Source organism: Bradyrhizobium ganzhouense (genome assembly GCF_049949285.1).
Lineage (GTDB): Bacteria > Pseudomonadota > Alphaproteobacteria > Rhizobiales > Xanthobacteraceae > Bradyrhizobium > Bradyrhizobium ganzhouense.
Map to the genome: position 1 here is coordinate 3,736,101 of NZ_CP181318.1, position 17,172 is coordinate 3,753,272.

General features: G+C 53.1%; 15 protein-coding genes. 6 read left to right on the forward strand and 9 right to left on the reverse strand.

Features of this window, described 5'->3' with window-relative positions:
- Positions 1-38: 38 nt before the first annotated feature.
- A complete protein-coding gene (locus tag ACLFLU_RS16840) occupies positions 39-1,388 on the reverse strand; it encodes an oligosaccharide flippase family protein (RefSeq protein ID WP_426413282.1) in 1,350 nt (449 codons plus the stop codon).
- A 233-nt stretch (positions 1,389-1,621) separates the two neighbouring features.
- Between ACLFLU_RS16840 and ACLFLU_RS16845 the strand changes: the two genes are divergently transcribed.
- Positions 1,622-3,049, forward strand: a complete 1,428-nt coding sequence (locus ACLFLU_RS16845; RefSeq protein WP_426413283.1) for a hypothetical protein — start codon at positions 1,622-1,624, stop codon at positions 3,047-3,049.
- A gap of 34 nt (positions 3,050-3,083) precedes the next feature.
- Positions 3,084-4,355: a glycosyltransferase gene (locus tag ACLFLU_RS16850; RefSeq protein WP_426413284.1), complete on the forward strand. Its 1,272-nt coding sequence runs from the start codon at positions 3,084-3,086 to the stop codon at positions 4,353-4,355.
- A gap of 1 nt (position 4,356) precedes the next feature.
- Here ACLFLU_RS16850 and ACLFLU_RS16855 read toward each other — a convergent pair whose 3' ends face one another.
- Positions 4,357-5,466, reverse strand: a complete 1,110-nt coding sequence (locus ACLFLU_RS16855) for an acyltransferase family protein (RefSeq protein ID WP_426413285.1) — start codon at positions 5,464-5,466, stop codon at positions 4,357-4,359.
- 218 nt (positions 5,467-5,684) lie between these two features.
- Between ACLFLU_RS16855 and ACLFLU_RS16860 the strand changes: the two genes are divergently transcribed.
- Positions 5,685-6,863 carry a glycosyltransferase family 4 protein gene (locus tag ACLFLU_RS16860; protein WP_426413286.1) on the forward strand — a complete coding sequence of 393 codons (1,179 nt, stop codon included), beginning with the start codon at positions 5,685-5,687 and terminating at the stop codon, positions 6,861-6,863.
- A 37-nt stretch (positions 6,864-6,900) separates the two neighbouring features.
- Here the strand turns inward: ACLFLU_RS16860 and ACLFLU_RS16865 are convergent, their stop codons facing one another.
- Complete coding sequence (locus ACLFLU_RS16865; RefSeq protein WP_426413287.1) at positions 6,901-7,659, reverse strand: hypothetical protein; 759 nt, start codon at positions 7,657-7,659, stop codon at positions 6,901-6,903.
- 232 nt (positions 7,660-7,891) lie between these two features.
- Between ACLFLU_RS16865 and ACLFLU_RS16870 the strand changes: the two genes are divergently transcribed.
- Positions 7,892-9,019 (forward strand): glycosyltransferase family 4 protein, encoded by a 1,128-nt coding sequence (locus tag ACLFLU_RS16870; protein ID WP_426413288.1) that lies wholly within the window; start codon positions 7,892-7,894, stop codon positions 9,017-9,019.
- Positions 9,020-9,033: 14 nt separating this feature from the next.
- On the opposite strand, the gene ACLFLU_RS16875 is transcribed toward ACLFLU_RS16870, so the two are convergent.
- From ACLFLU_RS16875 to ACLFLU_RS16890, 4 genes are all read right to left on the reverse strand, one after another.
- Positions 9,034-10,110 carry an acyltransferase family protein gene (locus ACLFLU_RS16875; RefSeq protein ID WP_426413289.1) on the reverse strand — a complete coding sequence of 359 codons (1,077 nt, stop codon included), beginning with the start codon at positions 10,108-10,110 and terminating at the stop codon, positions 9,034-9,036.
- 81 nt (positions 10,111-10,191) lie between these two features.
- Positions 10,192-11,412, reverse strand: coding sequence for a glycosyltransferase (locus tag ACLFLU_RS16880; RefSeq protein ID WP_426413290.1), 1,221 nt, complete (start codon positions 11,410-11,412; stop codon positions 10,192-10,194).
- A gap of 7 nt (positions 11,413-11,419) precedes the next feature.
- Positions 11,420-12,388, reverse strand: a complete 969-nt coding sequence (locus ACLFLU_RS16885; RefSeq protein WP_426413291.1) for a glycosyltransferase — start codon at positions 12,386-12,388, stop codon at positions 11,420-11,422.
- Positions 12,373-12,918: a serine O-acetyltransferase gene (locus tag ACLFLU_RS16890; RefSeq protein ID WP_426413292.1), complete on the reverse strand. Its 546-nt coding sequence runs from the start codon at positions 12,916-12,918 to the stop codon at positions 12,373-12,375. Before ACLFLU_RS16890 ends, ACLFLU_RS16885 begins: the two co-directional genes overlap by 16 nt.
- Before the next feature lie 307 nt (positions 12,919-13,225).
- Between ACLFLU_RS16890 and ACLFLU_RS16895 the strand changes: the two genes are divergently transcribed.
- Positions 13,226-14,071, forward strand: a complete 846-nt coding sequence (locus tag ACLFLU_RS16895) for a glycosyltransferase family 2 protein (RefSeq protein ID WP_426413293.1) — start codon at positions 13,226-13,228, stop codon at positions 14,069-14,071.
- 29 nt (positions 14,072-14,100) lie between these two features.
- Here the strand turns inward: ACLFLU_RS16895 and ACLFLU_RS16900 are convergent, their stop codons facing one another.
- Both ACLFLU_RS16900 and epsI read right to left on the reverse strand, forming a co-directional pair.
- Complete coding sequence (locus ACLFLU_RS16900; protein ID WP_426413294.1) at positions 14,101-15,108, reverse strand: acyltransferase family protein; 1,008 nt, start codon at positions 15,106-15,108, stop codon at positions 14,101-14,103.
- 265 nt (positions 15,109-15,373) lie between these two features.
- On the reverse strand, positions 15,374-16,078 hold the full coding sequence (gene epsI, locus ACLFLU_RS16905) for an exosortase-associated protein EpsI, V-type (RefSeq protein WP_426413295.1): 705 nt from the start codon (positions 16,076-16,078) through the stop codon (positions 15,374-15,376).
- Positions 16,079-16,298: 220 nt separating this feature from the next.
- On the opposite strand from epsI, the gene ACLFLU_RS16910 reads away from it, so the two are divergent.
- Complete coding sequence (locus tag ACLFLU_RS16910; protein ID WP_426413296.1) at positions 16,299-17,171, forward strand: hypothetical protein; 873 nt, start codon at positions 16,299-16,301, stop codon at positions 17,169-17,171.
- Position 17,172 lies beyond the last annotated feature (1 nt).

The window sequence follows — 17,172 nt, forward strand, 5'->3', positions numbered from 1 at the left end:
GGTTAGGAAGCGACCATTCGGCGCGTTACCCCAAAAGCTCACCAAAACCTGGAGGGAAGCAGCAGAAAGAGCCTTCCCATTATCACTCCCAGAACGAAGAGAGGGATTGCTCGGAGTTCGTGCCGCACGCTGATCCACTTGTAACGATGCGCAAGCCACATAGTCACTGCCGAGGGGATAATGCGGCTGAGCACTATACCGATCACGGCGCCGCGGGCTCCGAACAAGAAGTTTCCGCCAAGTAGGCCGCAAACGAGAGCCACTGCCTGGAGGATGGACACGAGTGCCACAACGCGCGTCTTTGCGATGGCTGTGAACGCGCTGCGAATAAGCTGAAAAGGGTACATCGCCAAGCCCAAACCAAATAGCTGCAATATTGGTCCTGCCTCCGCATATCGCGGGTCATAAAGCATTGCGATTATTCGCTCACCAATCTCGAACAGCATTCCACCACATGTAAAGGCAACAATGTCGATGGGAAGTCGGAACCGATAGAAGCGCCCCTGCAGATTGTCTGGATCTCGCCGAAGAACTTCGCCGACAACCGGAAGCGTGAGAGACCCATTAAGCTTCTCAAGCAGACCTTCCACCGCATCGATCAGCGTTTTCGCAATGAAATAGACTCCAACAAACGCGCTCGGGAAGAGCAGTCCAAAGAGAATGACGTCGCTTTGAACCGCAAAAAAAGTGGCTACAGATGAAACGGTGATCCACTTGCCGAAGTGAAGAATTTCCTGAACGTGGGCTGCTTGCCACTTCCAGGCCATCCGAGGGCCCGGGATAATCATGTGTGACAAAGCAGTGCGTACCACGCTTCCGACTACCGTGCCCAATGCGAGAGCCCAAACGCTGGGAAACAGCACAGCGCAGCCGATCATGATCGGAACAGGAGTGATCTTGCCGACAAGATCAAGCACAACAATAGGCCGGTAATTCAAGTTGCGTGCACTTAGGGGAATAGCGGTAGATTCCAGACTAGTTAACAACAGCCCCAGCCCCAGAATGATCGTCAACGTGGGAAAGGCTTTGTTGGAGAACACGCTCTCTTTGGGGATCAGATCGTGGATAGCCGGAACGCTTAGGGCTGCGCTGCAGGTCAGCAGGATTAACCAAAGAATTATTCCGCGAGTTATTTGAAATGCCCAAGCCGCGTGGAGAAAGCTCTCGCTTGCTCCTCGCGGGCTCTGTATGACGATGGCCCTAATTCCAAAATCGCTAACCAAGCTGAGGCCAACTAGGAGCGAAGTGGAAGCCGCCATAAGTCCAAACGCTTCGGGGAAGAGCAGCCGCGTAAGTATCAGGTTTGACAGGAGCCGGGTGATCAACTCAACCGAATACGACCCTGCAGTCAGGGCGCCGGCTCTTAGTAGCTTTGCTCGGAGATCCATCGGAATTCTCTTTAACGTTTGCTTCAATTCCCCAGAGGGCAAAGCAAACGCTCCGGCATTCGGGAGGCGGTAGTTGAGTTAACGGTCTCCACCGGACGTGGCTCAATCAGACGACATATCTAAAAAACCTCGTGGCACGAACAACCAGGTTTCAATTGGTTCAACATTTGATAGAACCGAAGGATGGGGGTCAAGTTCGCATTCAAATCGCCACCGCGCTACGTGGAATCCTGATGTCTGATGCCATTACGCCAAATTGGTTTGCCTATGCTGCTCTCTTGACGTGGCCCTTGGTAGCGATCGCTTTGTACGGTTCGCTCTCAAAAGTGCAAGCAACGCTTTGGACAATTTTCGGCGCCCAGATGCTTCTTCCCGTTGGAGCCGTCATCAAGTTTCCAATGATTCCTCAAATCGACAAGTTCACAATTCCTAACATCTGTGTCCTTGTCGGGTGTTTGCTGAGCCGTGGTCGGCCTCTCAAGATTTTTAGTGGACTCGGCGCGGCAACCGTTCCGCTCGCCGCGAATTTACTTGCTCCGGTTCTGAGCGTTTCCGGAAATCAAGATGCCATTTTTATCGGCGGAAGTGGGCTCCCACCGGCTGATTTCTACAATTCAGGTTCACTAGTCATCAGCACGTTTTTATCGCTTGTGCCGTTTCTAATAGGGCGTGCGCTCATTCGCCAACCGAGCGACCTTTCAGAACTCTTCAGAATAATCGTCATTACCGGCTTAGCGTATACACTTCCAACGCTACTTGAGCTGCGCTTCAGTCCGCAGCTGCACATATGGTTATATGGTTACTCGCCGACCGACTACGTGCAGGTACTGCGAGGCGAGGGGTACCGCCCGATGGTTTTCATGGGACATGGCCTCGTATTGGCGTTCTTTCTCGCGGTGTCAACGATGGCAGCAACAGCCAGGTGGAATCTGGGGATTGGGTTGGGGCGTCTTCCGCCCGCAGTTGTTCCGTCCTATCTCGGTCTTATCTTGGTGCTGTGCAAGAGCTTTGGTGCCACGGTTTATGCGCTACTCCTAACACCGCTCATTCGATTTACTTCGCCGAGATTTCAAATCTCGGTGGCATGTTTATTGGTGTCAGTTGCCTTGTCGTACCCCCTGCTAAGGTCATTGGACGTTGTTCCAACAGGTTTGATCGTTCAGGCAGCAGATGCGATAAGCTCGGATCGTGCGGAATCGCTAAAGACGCGCTTCCGGAATGAGGATGCGTTGCTCAACAGAGCAGCTGAGCGCCTCTTTTTCGGATGGGGAGGATATGGCCGTAACAGGGTATTCAACCAAGAAAGCGGCGCGGACACCAGTCTGACCGACGGCCGCTGGATTTTGACGATGGGAAACTACGGATTGCTCGGGTTTATTGCGGAGTTCGGCCTTCTCGGCGCCGGGGTTTATCGCGCCAGGACGGTTGTGGGGTATATTCGTTCAAGGGAGGAAAGGATCTTGTTGGCGGCTCTCGCGCTGATGGTTGCAATTAACATAGTAGAGCTGCTCCCGAATTCGACACTGACCCCTTGGACTTGGCTGCTGGCAGGAACTTTGTTGGGAACAGCTCAGCAGGCCAGACCGAGTTCACGTCGGTTCGCGAACACCCCGTTAGACTCAATCGTGTCCCCAAAGCGTTCCAGAGACCGGAGCAGCTAATACCATTTCAGTGGCCAGATGAGGATTAATCAAAGTGTATTGTAGCGACCTGTTCATCGTCTTGATTGCGCCAAACGTTGGAGAGCAAATGGGCGGAGAGGCAATCAAGGCACTTCAAATCTTCCGGGAGCTATCCAAAGACCAACCAAACACCGTGCAGATCACGCACGAACGTAATAGATCCGAGCTTTCTGATCGCCTGCGTCTGTCGAACGTCTTCTACGTTCCGGATTCGCCGGTCTCGCTTTTCCTTTGGCATTCACGTGTTCTTCGATGGCTCTTGGATCCTTGGTTTTGCAGGAAGGCGATAAGACTTGCTGAGCAGTTGGTGGAGGCCCGGCGGACGAGTTCCGTTAAGGTTGTGTTCCATCAGACCGAGCCGAACTCACCCGTCATGCCTCGGTTCATTTCGAGAAAATATCCGAATGTGTTTGGGCCGGTGAACGGCAACATTTATTATCCCAAGATCTTCCGTCGGCATGAAACATTATCGGCGAAGCTGAGAAGATTATTCCATATGCCATTCCAGTTCATTAATCGATTGATATTCAGAGGGGTGACAAAGGCGGATTTGGTGTTGTGCGCAGGCGGTCCTCGGACCAGGCGGTCGTTGCTGGCTGGCGGATGCGAGGAGGGCATTTTGGTCGACTGCCTCGACTGCGGGGTGAGCGACGAAATTCTCGATCGAGATCGGGTTCGGCAACAAGGAACGAACTTTCGGTTTGTGCATTTTGGTCGATTGGTGTTCCACAAGGGCACTACTCTAATAATCGAAAGCCTATCGAAGACAAAACAGCCGATCTGCATCGATATTATCGGTAAGGGGCCAGAACTCGAGCGCTGTCGGCTATTGGTGGATTCGCTTGGCTTGAGGGACCGGGTTAACTTCATGGACTGGTTCCCAAGTCATCGACAGCTATTGGATTCGTTCGGCCAATATCGAGGTGCGCTGCTTCCAAGCATCGAAGATGCGAACGGAATTGTGGTTCAGGAAGCTATGGCGCTGGGTCTACCTTGCATTTGTCTCGACTGGGGAGGGCCACAGCTTTTGGTCGAGGATGGGGTTTCCGGATTTTTGGTCAAACCCCTCTCAAGAGAGGCCATCATCCAGGGATTGGCCGAAAATCTCGACCGGCTTGCAATGGACGGCGAGCTGGCTGAAGGAATGTCGTTAGCTGCTCGAAAAAGGGCAGAGAGTTGGCGGTGGTCTGCCGTGGCAAGTGAGTGGCTTTCACTTTATCATGCCTATCTATCCGAACGATGGCGACGATCCGTAGCACGCAGCGAAAACTGTGAGGCAGGCTAGCTTAGCGTCGGAGCCGTCGCCTGAGGTTCATGAACGGCATCTCGATCACGTAATAGGAAAGAGCCGCCACGGCGAATGACATTACAAGCAAAAAGACATCGTAGGCGGCGGGGCCCACATATGCGTAGGCGAACGCTGAGAAAAGAAAGATCACGGCGCCGTGCCATACGTACAGGGAATAACTGAGTTGGCCGATCCATATCGCCAATGGGCAATTGAGAAGCCAATAAATGAGTCGGGGTTTCTCTGAGAACACCAGGTATCCAACAATCGGCAAAAGCGCCAATCCCTGAATCGTAAAGCGAAATGTGTCTTGGTAGAATGGTTCTCGAAATGCGAAGGATGCTAGCAGAGCTGCCACGGAAGCAAGAGCCACCTTGGGACTCAGCAACCGCCTCATGAATCCTCGGTATCCTGGAAGTTCGCATAGTGCGGCCAACAGGACCCCAAATGCAATGGAATCAAAACGGGTTTCCGACCTCCAGTAAGTGGCGAGGGTTCCGACCAGGCTGGGCCAGATCAAAAGGTAAGCGCAGCGTAGAGCGAGGCAGATAATACAGGTCGCGATAGCAACCCGAGCGACAAGTGTTGCTCTGCCCTTCGCAGCAACAAATATCGCCGGAAACGCCAAATAGAAATGCTCTTCGACTGCGAGCGACCAAAACGGACCAATCGGCAGGAAGAAGGACTGATGAGCAAGTTCTCGATCGAACACAAGGTAGTTTGCAAAATAGAAAAAGACCGCTGCAATCTCGACTAAGTCGATCCTCTGTCCTCGGAATAACGCGTACGCGACGCAGACCGCAATTGAGACGACAATGACAGGATACAACCTCAGCAAGCGCCTCAGATAAAATCTCAGAATATCTATGCTGCCATGAAGTTTGATCTCGTTGAACAGGAGCCGCGTGATAAGAAACCCGCTTATGAAAAAGAAGGTCGTTACGCCGAACGCGCCAATCCCTCGAATGCTCTGCGGCAGAAGGAAGTGACCAAAAAGCACAAGCAGAATGCTCATTGCGCGTAAGCCGTCCAGCGACAGCACGCGCCCCTCGTTCGCCTGCAAGTTGACCGGAATCGATGTTTCGACGTAAGCAATCTGTCGCTTCATTTGCAGCCCAGTCGGTCGAATCGCACGCAAGAGTTCCCGAGTTCTCTCACCCCCCAAACGAGTAGCCATTAACATGAGGTCTGGATAGGTTAAACACTCGTTTAATCATTAATCTAAGGCTCCTTAGTTAATTCCGGTGAGCTTGGACGATTTAATGGCTGTCTTGTACAAAGTAGCGATGGGTTTCCCTCGGGCGAATTAGCCAGGAACAAGAACGTATGAAGGTAGCTATTTACGTGCCCTCCTGGCCTCCCGGCGACGTGGCAAATGGTATCGTAACCTACGCAAAATACCTTGTCCCCGCATTACGCCAGCTCGGTCATGAAGTGTTCGTGTTGAGCCGGGACCCCCTCCAAGCTGATGGACATACGATAGACATCAGCGGATTTCGGAGTCTGCGGACGATCTGGTACCGGCTGCTATTCAAGGTCTTGCCTGATCTGGCAAATCATAGGCTGATGGCCGAAATGCTCAGACTGGCGGTTACGCAGCTGGTTCAAGACCACGGGGTCCAGCTGCTCGAGATCGAAGAGTCTTTTGGTTGGGGCCGCGAGCTCGTCGGCGCCTGTGGAGTGCCGGTCATCGTACGCCTGCATGGTCCTTGGTTTCTAAATAAGCGAAGCTTGACTCGTGCCGACGCCAAACGCGAACTTCGGGAAGAGAAGGGGATCAGAACCGCGCAAGCTTTGTCATCTCCCTCGTCGATCATCCTAAATGCAGTGGCATCGCAGTATGGAATCCCATTAGCTAATGCTGTCTGCGTACCTAATCCAATTGACTGTGTTCCGGACCAAGAGGCTTGGGGCGGACACCTCTGTTTGCCAGATAGCATCCTCTTCGTCGGGCGATTTGACGCGATAAAGGGCGGAGATCTGATCGTTCAGGCATTTACCAGTCTGGCGAGAGGCAACCCGAACCTTAGCTTAACATTTGTTGGGACAGACTACGGGATTCTCCAGAACGGATCCCGCGTTCTGTTTGAACAATATGCGCGGAGATGCGTGCCGGATGATCTCAGAACGCGCCTCCGGTTCTTGGGGCCAATTCCTCACGCAGAGGTTTCTGCTCTAAGAAAGAAACACTTCCTAACTGTGTGTACGTCCAGAAGTGAGATATTTCCCTATTCGGTTCTCGAAGCCATGGCATATGGCTGTCCGATCGTGGCGACGGACGTCGGGGGCATTCCCGAGATGATTGCATCTCACCGCAATGGGATATTGTGCCGCTCGGGTCAGTTGCAGGAAATCATCTCAGCTATCCAGATGCTGTTAGATGACAAAGACATGGCTGCGAAACTTGGGAAGCAAGCAAGGCTTGATTGCAACAATAACTTCAATTCGACGGTGGTCGCCGAGCAGGTTAGCTCATTCTACCGGAGCGTGATCGACGCGTTATGATCAACCTCGCTGTGCATCAATGGATACCGATCTGTTTCTAGATCCATAGCCCGGGGACAAGCTGGCGGCAAAATTCCCGGATGGAGAATTTGGCGATATTTCTTATCCCACCGGAATAGGGTTGGTTGTTGCCCTGGATCCCATCAACGCGCGGCGTGTATGCAAATCGAGGCACGATGGCGTCTCGACCAAGTCTTGCCCCAACGATACGCCGAAGGTGGTTCTCGGCAACGCCGGCGACGGGCTGATCCTCGCGCAACGAGTCCGCGATCCCTCTGAACAGATGTTCGTAGCCAGTCTTGCTAAAGGCGAAGAACCGCATGTCCATCCAAGGCATTGGATAGTCCTTAAGGTCACAGTAGAGGTCGGTCCCTGTAGGAGCGGTCTGGCTCAACTGTGCGAAATTCAACAGTTTCAAACGGCCAGTCGCTTTCCAGATCATATCATTGGGCTGAAGCTTCGCAATGATCGCGGAGCGATCCATCGCATAGTCCAGAAGCCTCGCCTCCCCATATCCGCGTCCAAATGAAGGTGGGTAGTCGAGGCCATAAAATGTAACAAACTCTATCTCCTTGTCGCGGTGCCGTGCTGCGAGATTCCTAAGCCCAGACACATCACCCGCAGAGTTTTCGACGAAGACAATCCTTGGTAAGATGTTGCTGGGAAGCTCTAGATAGAAGTGTAGAGCGGCCTTGTAGTCCTCGAGCCTCTGACGCGGATCGAACCTCGACAAATTGGTGACAATGCTCGGAGGGGTTATAGTTGCCGTTACCAATAAGGTTGGCTTTCCTGGCATAACAATCCATCCTCTAAGACGCAGCGGGCTGATCTATTTGTACAAAGAAATTCCATGCGACACGGCCCGGCCTTGGGGCAAGTAGTAAATCGGACCGATCGATTGTGAGGCAGCGACCTCATACAACGCGCTTGCGCATACCTTCTAATTTAATCACTGTCACGCGATGAAGAATATCGGGAAACCTTACCTTTTAACAGTCTCGGCTCATATCAAAGTTGACAAACACGGAGTGCGGTGGGCCGACCCGCTTTGGGCAAAAGATCTCGCCTTGCACCTGGAGTATATTGACGACCTGACCCTCGCGTGTCCGACGGTCTATGCAGATCCGTTTGATGAGGACGTTGATCTCAGCCGGGAACCTTTCAGTAGAATAAAGTTCGTCGAACTACCCCGACCCAAAAATCATCTCGAGGCGCTTTTGATGCTCCCAGCGTCAATAAGAGCCATGTGGTCAGCGGCAAGCGAGAACTTCATTGTCCATACCGGCTTCGGCAGCTGGCCTATCAGCGAAGGGCTTTTGGCCGCTCCGATTGCCAAGCTTCAGGGAAAGTTCCTGATTACGAATGTCGAATCGTCCTTCTGGAGATCGGATACAACACAAGAAACTTGGATCAATGTGATGCGCGGTGCATCGATAGAACGGCTAAACCGCCTCTGCATTAGAGCTGCAAACTTGCGGTTCTTTACATCGAAGGCCTATCTGCGGGATTTTTTGCCAGCGGACGCCCCTAATGCCTACGTCGCCCCAGCAACTTGGATCGATAGCTCGACCATTCTCGACGACGAGACGGCAAAAGACGACTGGGTCAAGAAGAAGAACGAGATTCAGCTCCTTTTTGCTGGACGCCTAACGCACGAAAAAGGTGTTCGGGTTGTCGTAGATGCTGTTCGCAAGGTCAGCCGAGAACCCATATCTGTTACGATCATTGGAGACGGCCCGCTCAAAGCGGAGTGTCAGAAATTGGCGCTAGAGGAGCACAGCCGCGTTGTCCTTCGTGATCCCATTCCCTACGGGACGGCCTTTTTTGCGATGCTGCGCAATTATGATGTTGTCGTCGTTCCCTCACTTTCTGATGAACAGCCGAGGATCATATTCGACGCATTCTCTCAAGGAATACCGGTTCTTGGATCTGATACCGGCGGTATACGAGAGGTCGTTGACGATGGTGTAAATGGCAGGCTCGTAGCTCCCGGTAATTCTGATGCCCTGTCTGAGATCATGGCATGGGCCGCGCACAACAGACCGGAGCTGAAAACGATGGGTCTTGCGGCGTTGAGCAAGAGCCGGCGCTTTACCCATCATGCAATGCATGAAAGGCGCCGCGACATCATTGTCCGCGCGCTTGAAGATCTCTGAGCGCCACCATCGAATTAGGCTAGAGGTGTTGAACCGACTCCGGAAGGCTGCGCGGGTAGGCTCCGCCTGAATCCTGCTCTGAGTTTTTGAAAATGGATTTCGACAAAGTAGTAAGAACCAGCGGCCAAGGCAATCGAGAGCGCAAGCTCGCAAATGTCGATAGTTATTAGACTCTCGTGTGCGATCGCCTTTGACACAAAGAACTGCACAGCGGTATGCCAGAGATAGATGGCATAGCTGAGCTTCCCAATCCAAATGGCGAATGAACACTCGAGCCCCTTGCGAATGAACGCAAAGCCAGGCGCGACAAGTGCACAATAGAAGATCGATAAGAGCGCTGTGCCCTGTATCGTGTACCTCAGGGTCTCTCTGAAAACTGGATCGCGATAGAGAAACGATATCAGCAACAGGAGAATGGCCAGAGCGACAACAAATTGATTAACGAGCACTGCCTGCAAACGATTTCGCCATTCGGTTTGAAGCGCTACGCCCAGGACCGCGCCGAAGAGGATTGAGTCAAGGCGAGTATCGGTGGAAAGATAAGTGCGGTTCATTGGAACGTGCAGGCGTGTGACAAGTATGATGCGCCAGATCAGTACCGCTACGCAGAGTGAGAGCAAAAATAGGACGAGTGGCTTGGTGTGCTTACCGTAAAGTGCAATCAAGGCCGGAAAAGCAAGATAGTAGTGCTCCTCGACCGCCAGGGACCAGAGCGCTCCGAGCGGCATTTGTGTCGGTCCTTCAATAAGGAGATAGTAGTTCATGAAATATAGCAGGCCAGCGCCGATCTCCGAAGGCACCACGAAGCCGTTCAGCATGAAAAAGACGAAGGAAACGATAGTGATCATCACAATCAACGCAGGCGCGAGCCGAAGGAAACGACGAATGTAGAACTGCGAGATCGAAACGGTGGTCGTTTGCGCATACTCTTGAAGCAAGAGCCGACTGATCAGGAAGCCACTGATGAAAAAAAACAAGGTTACGCCAAATCCGCCGGGCACGAAACGATCGAGGCCGTAGTGCGCTCCGACGACTAGCGAAATCGCAACTGCGCGCAGACCATCGATAGCTGGGATATATTGCACCTTCACGTTGAGGCTCCGAGTGACCGATCAAGCGATCGGGGGTGAATTCAAGAAGGATCCTGGGTGTGCACTCGTTCGGTGCTATGATCAGTCAGCCCGGGTTGCTCTGTCTGCCTTTTCGAACAGCGGAGCTAATTTCATTGCTTCTCTGTCAATGCTATGTCGTGCCATCACTTGGTCTCGTGCGGCGGCACCCATCTCAAGAACGGCCGCATCCGGAGCATTGAGGCAGGTCTCCATCGCTTCGGCGAGGGCGGCGATGTCGCCCGCGGGAACGAGCCAGCCGTGTTTGCCGTTATGTACCAGTTCCGGAATGCCGGCCACAAAGGTGGAAATGACCGGACGGCTTGAGGCCATCGCCTCCATAATCACCACGGGCAATCCTTCGGCGAAGCTTGGCAGTACCAGAGCTCGAGATGACGCGATTTCGTGCAGTACCTGTTCGCCGTTGATCCACCCCGTTATTCGCACGCTTCGATGAAGATCGTTTCGTTCGATAAATCTCTCAAGAGCAGTACGCATATCCCCGTCTCCCGCGAGTACGAGCTCAAAATCAACTCCTTTCTCCGAAAGGTGCTTTGCCGCCTGAAGCAAAAGTAGCTGTCCCTTCTGCTCGCAGAGTCGGCCAACGCAAACGAAGCGCCGGCTTAACTGCGTGACAGCCGTTGCATCACGCTCAAACATCGCGTCGACGCCGCAGTGCACTATGTGGATCTTGGGCCATAGTTCATGATCAACGAGCCTGTAGATCTGTGCGCGTCCGAAGGAACTGATCGCCACGACGAAGCTGCACCGCCTGACCTTCTCAGCCAAGCCAATGTTCATGCGTCGGTCGAACTCTTCAGGACCGTGCACAGTGAAACTCCACGACGGCCCACCAAGTTCATGGAGAAGCATGGCGACTTCTGCAGAATTGGTCCCGAAATGGGCGTGCACATGCTGAATGCCTTTTGCGGAAATCCAGGGGAGGATCCGACAGGCCTCCGCCAAATAGGCGAGGTGCCGAAAGAAAGAGCGGTCGGAGCGGCGCGCCATGGTCGAGGCGAGGAGAAAAGCTCGCAAAGACCGAAGAGGTCGGCCGAACGCTACTCGTACCAATGAAACCAGGAGAATGAAGGTGCCATCCTTTAAGACATAAGTCGTCTTGAGTCTCTCGGCTTTGTCGGCAGGATCTACGAGTTCGAGGTCCCATCCTCGAATGGCAAGCCGGGTAACCTCGCATCCTCGCCGTTCAACCGCTTGTATCTCTCGGCGTATGAAGCTGTGGCTGACTTTCGGATATTGGTTGATCAAATAGGCAACGTGCACGAGATTCTCACTTGTACTCGATCAGTTGCGTCTGTTGACCAAACGCCCGATCGCACAAAAATTTCAGTTGGCCGAAGCTCTCCGGGAAGCGGCCGAGCACTTGAAAGAGAGAGCGAAGGACGCGTTCGCGAAGACTCCCTCCGTTCTTGACAAGAAGCCTTAGAAACTGAACCGCGTAGATAAGAAAGAGGGCGGCAGCGAACAATCCAAAGAGGGCCATTGCGAAAAGACCTAGCAAGGGTACTCCAAACCCCCAGAACCAGATGCGTCGCGAGGCTTGTACCCTGTATCGCTCAGGGCCCGATCCGTGAATAGCTGCCCCTTGGGCGAGCGCGTAGCCGTTGCGGACGGCTCTGCGGCCCCATTGAGCGAAACGGGTAATAGCTGCGTCGTGGACCGTCATTTCTGCATCTATGCGCCATACGAACCAGCCGGCTCGTTGCAATCGCAGGCACAGTTCAGGCTCTTCGCCTGCGATCAGGTCGGCACGATAGCCGTTCACCGCCGTGAGCGCATCCAGTCGCATCATAACGTCGCCGCCGCATTCGCTTGCCTCACCTAGGGGGACATCGTCCCATTCCCAATCACAAAGCTGGTTGTATATTGATCGCGCGGGGTGACGCTCGCGACGCCTGCCGAATACAGCGCAAACGTTGTCATGACTTTCTAGGTAGGCAACGGCAATATCAAGCCAGGTGGGACAGAGCACACAGTCGCCGTCGATAAACTGTACGTACTTGAGGTGCGGATACTCTTCTCGAAGTCGTTCAAACCCAGCATTCCTGGCCCGAGCCGCTGTGAACGGCCGCTGCAAATCGAGATCGATTACCTTAGCGCCAAATTCGCAGGCAACTTTCGTCGAGCCATCTGTTGACCCGGAATCGACGTAAACGAGGGGCGTTGCTGGCGGGATTGATCTGAAGCAAGCCTTCAGACGCTCGCCCTCGTTTCGCCCGATGGTTACAACTCCGAACATTCATCGTCCTCGCAGGAGATCGAATCTTGCCTATCCCTAGATTTCACGACGGCGGGGACACCGACCGCGATGCAGTTGTCCGGCACGTCGCACAGAACCACCGCATTGGCTCCGATGTGCACGTTATTACCGATCCTGATGCCGCCAAGAAGCTTTGCCCCGGATCCAATATCCACATTGTCGCCAATAACGGGGGCGCATTTCTCCTCCACACGGCGGAGACCGATCACGACACCATCCCGGATACGGCAGTTGTTGCCGATCTTGGCATACCCGCTAACAATTATTCCCCCGAAATGATCGATAGCAAGGTTATCCCCCAATTCGACCTCACAAGGGAATTCGATGCCCGTTAGAATCTGCACGATCTTATAGAGAACGCGATAAATCAGGGAGAAGAACTTACGAAGGATCGGCGGTCGAACCTGGTACCGCCAACGACCGAAGCGGTAGGCGATCAGAACCCAGAATCCCTGGCTTCCCCAGTTGCGATTGTGCGCACGAAAGTCGCTTCTGATATTCTCAAACATCAGTCAAAGAATTCCTCGAGGCTGGGCGTTTATTCTATACGAAGTGCTGCCATCCTCAAATACGAGCTCGCCATCAAGCTCACTGATCTAGTTGGTTAATTTCAGCTTTCGGCTGCCTCCTTTGTTAACCTGATTGTTTAATAACATGAATCAAATATTGCCAATGTCCAAGGTTAATCTAAACTGCGATCCAAGGCTTTGGGACTTTAATTGATCCTTCTTTGTCGTTTGCTTCAGATATTGGCGAAAATGAATGGCTGACCGGCGATACGTACTAATATCTCCCTGCCGAGATGAAGCGGCCTATATGCGGGAAACACTTGACACGGTGATTAGTCAATCAGTGCTCCCCGCCAAATGGATCATCGTCGATGATGGTTCCTCCGATGAGACGCCCGAAATCCTCGCCGAGTACACGAACAAGTATCCCTGGATTCAGGTGGTGACTCGACCCGATAGAGGTGCGCGCGCAGTTGGGCCGGGCGTTGTAGATGCGTTTTATGCAGGCTATGCAACCATCAATGCAGATGACTTCACCTACCTATGCAAGCTCGATCTAGATCTGCGTCTGCCGCAACGCTATTTTGAAATTCTTATGGAACGCATGGAGGTTGATGCCCTACTCGGTACCTGCAGCGGTAAAGCCTATGTCAGAGAGGGCAATAAACTTGTTAATGAGCGTCATGGGGACGACACGTCTCTAGGCATGACGAAGTTCTACCGGATCTCCTGTTTTTTGGCGATCGGAGGATTTGTGCGGGAGGTGATGTGGGACGGAATTGATTGCCACCTGTGCCGCAAGGCTGGCTGGAAAGCTTGCAGCTGGGACGAGCCAGAGCTTCGCTTTGTTCACCTTCGCCCGATGGGATCCAGTCAGAAGGGCATCTATGCCGGCAGGATACGACATGGGTTTGGTCAATACTTTATGGGAACGAGCTTTTTGTACTTGGCTGCAAGCGCACTCTCAAGAATGAACGAAAAGCCATATATTCTAGGCAGCCTTGCCGTGATGTGGGGCTGGTGGAGAAGCGCGTTGCAACGGAAGCCACGATATGGCGATCGAAGCTTCCGACGTTTCCTTCGACGCTATCAATGGAGCGTGCTGTTGCTAGGCAAACGCCGCGCCCTCGCGGCAATTGAAGGCCGTCGGTAGGCCACAACGTCATGCAACCCGCCATCAGATCAACCTGCTTCACGGGCCGGCGCAGGTAGGCACCGGCGCATCCTCCGCTGCTGAATAAATTGTCTTCCCGCGTTCAGCCAGGCTCGCTCCCAATGAAAGGTGGAGAGATGGGCTAAGGCAAACGTCGTCGCCAAGCTGATGGGCCGTTTTAGGAAGTATCGCTCAAATATACTTCCCTCGTTCATCCACCCTTGGATGGTCGCTTGGTGGATAACGTATAGAGCGTAAGAAATCGTTGCGAGGTAGCGCATGGGCGCTGACGAAAGGAAGGTTGAAAGATAGCTTCCTTGGTGACCCAGCACGCCCGCCAGCAGGACGGCCGACGCATAAGGCCTTGAGTATTGAAGCCAGCCCATGTAGGGGCTTGAAGAGGCGAGCCAAAGCAAGCATGCAACTGTTAATAGTAGATAGTCATATCGGAACTTGTTTAACAAACCTCGCTCAAAAAGTGTTGCGACACACGCGCCAGCGAGAATTTCGTCCACCCTCAGGTGTGTCTGAATGTCTATGTAAGCTCCTTGCGAAACTCGAATAGCAGTGACCGCAAAGCAGGCGGGCCAAACTGCCCAAATTCCTCGCTTGCCGGCAATCGCTACGATCAAGGCAATCGCGATATAGAAATGAATTTCAACGCAAAGCGACCAGAAGTGCGAGTTGAAGCCACTCAAGTGGCTGGAAAAGTAATTCTCAACGAAACTCATTGTCCAGAACATGCTCGCCGGATCAAACTTCACCGCCGAAAAAACGATCAGCGCATATGCGTAAGCGAGGGGCAGGATGCGCATGAGTCGTTTGACAAGAAACTCAACAACATCGTCATTGCGCATCAGCAACGACGCGATCAAGAAGCCCGAAAGCGCAAAGAAAAGGCTCATGCCCATTGCACCGGCTGTCTCATTAAGGCGCAGAAATTTGGGACCTAGCGGCAGCATGTGGGTCGCCAAAACCAGCAAAATGCTGATCGCTCTCAGACCGTCGAGCGCCGGTAGGCGGTTGGAAGCATGCATGAGCGGACCTGGCAGGAACTAGATGGAGGGTTCTACGAGCAGAATCCTAGTACAGTGGCTCAATTCTGGGGCAGTGTTGCGAAACAACCTTCCGCGACCACACGTCTTGAATACTCGCTTTCTCCGGTGACCAGCTAATGCCGTTCCCTGACGAGGTCTACGTCGCGATGGTAGGCCGGTGAGGGATGCTAAGTTCTGGTCCCGAAGGCGACCTTCTCTACAACACAAGTCCAAATCAGAAGATCTCGCACCGCTCATGAAAGAACTAGCTTGGTTCACCGATCAGGAATCTTTTTGTCATGGGATCGACAGCATTCAAAAGATCGCGAATGAATTCGTCCTGCAGCCGGAACGATTGGTTAGCGGGTAGCCCAATGACGGATACCCGGACCAGGGCGCCATCAGGAACGATTCCTCTCAAGCCATACTTTAATCGCGTGACCTGATTTTCAAAGACACCGTTTGAAATATCGTTTCCGACCCGCCTCCAATAGCTGACCGGTTCAAAGCGAGATTCTCTCTCGGTAATCAAACGTTCCAATCGCACAGGTGCGGCGTCTTCGCGGTAGCTTATCGTATCAAATGATTTGTTTGAAACGCGAAAGCCGGCTGCCGTGTAGCAAACCTCGGGTCGGTGGGATTTCAATCGATAATTTTGCACGGGGCCGTAGGCGACGAGCAACATAACGATATGACCCTCGGCGTCGCGGTAACCGCGTCCGAGTTCTTGACTGTAGATTCTGGAGGCGCTGCTGTCGGCTTCAACATAGCCTTCTGGTTCGGTCGGGGTCACAAGCCCGATATTTGGAACGTAAGTCCATTGTCCGAACTGTCGGGGGATCACTCTTTCGAGTTCGACCGTTGAAGATGCGCTCGCCATCAGCTCGCGAGGCGCAAGCACCTGGGCAAGGGTTGCCGTTGTCAAGATTGCAACGGCGGCCATAATCGCCTGAACAGGATTAAATTTCATACTCAGAACCGTCCCCCAAATTAAAATACTGGAGAAGCGTGAGGTTGCACTAAAGATTGTCCTGTTTATACTACCAATGGTGATAATGGCTTGCTCTTTTTTTAATTAAGCTAAACGGCATTTCCCGGGGGAGCAAACTCGACCGCCTCGTCGGTAATCGTTATTGTTGCTCCGGGCTTAGTGGTTCCCGGGCGTCGGAGTGCGCCGGGCAAGAGGTTACATGCAATTGTCTTTTGGCACGCGAAAAATAGTTGTCTTGCTGATCCTGATCGCCGAAGTCATTGCAGTCGGCGGATGCAGCAAGAAAACTGAAGAGCAGACGGCCAAGTCGACCGGACAGGTTGTCGCTCGTATCGGCGATCAAGTTGTGACTATCCAGGAGCTGGACACCGAGTTCCGTTGGGCAAATGTGCCCGCCGATAGACAGAAAGATCCAGACGCCGTTAGACATGTCCTCGGTGAGCTCGTGACCCGGAAGTACTTGGTACAACAGGCGCTGGCAGCGAAGCTCGACCGCGAACCGTCTGTCCTTCTGGACATCCTTCGTGCTCGTGATCAAGCCTTGGCAAATGCCTTTGTCTCCCGCCAGGTCTCGACTCGAATGTCGGCTATGGGCAAAAGGGAAATTGAGAAATTCATAACCGACAATCCGGGGAAGTTTGTCAATCAGCAGCTGTTGAGCGTTGAGCAAATTTCAATCCCCCTCAATCAGAGCGACCAATCGAGCATCGATGCCATCAAGGAGATAAACTCTCTCGATGAGATTGATCAAAGATTGACCGCGATGGGCATACCCCACGGCCGGGCGACGGGCACGTTGAATACCGCTGAAATTCCAGATGAACTGTTCAAGACGATCGAATCGAAGAAGCCGGATGACGTGTTCTTTGTGCGCGCGGGACAGAACGGCGTCTTCTTCCGAGTGAAGAGTAAACAACCGAGACCGGTCGAAGGAGAGGCGGCTGTTGCGCTCGCCCGGCAATTGCTCCGGCTGGACATGCTAAAGACCGAGGCCTCCTTAACAAACATATCCGCAAACATCGACGCCAAGTTCGAGGGAGACTATGCGAACATCATGAAGCTCGGGAAATGAG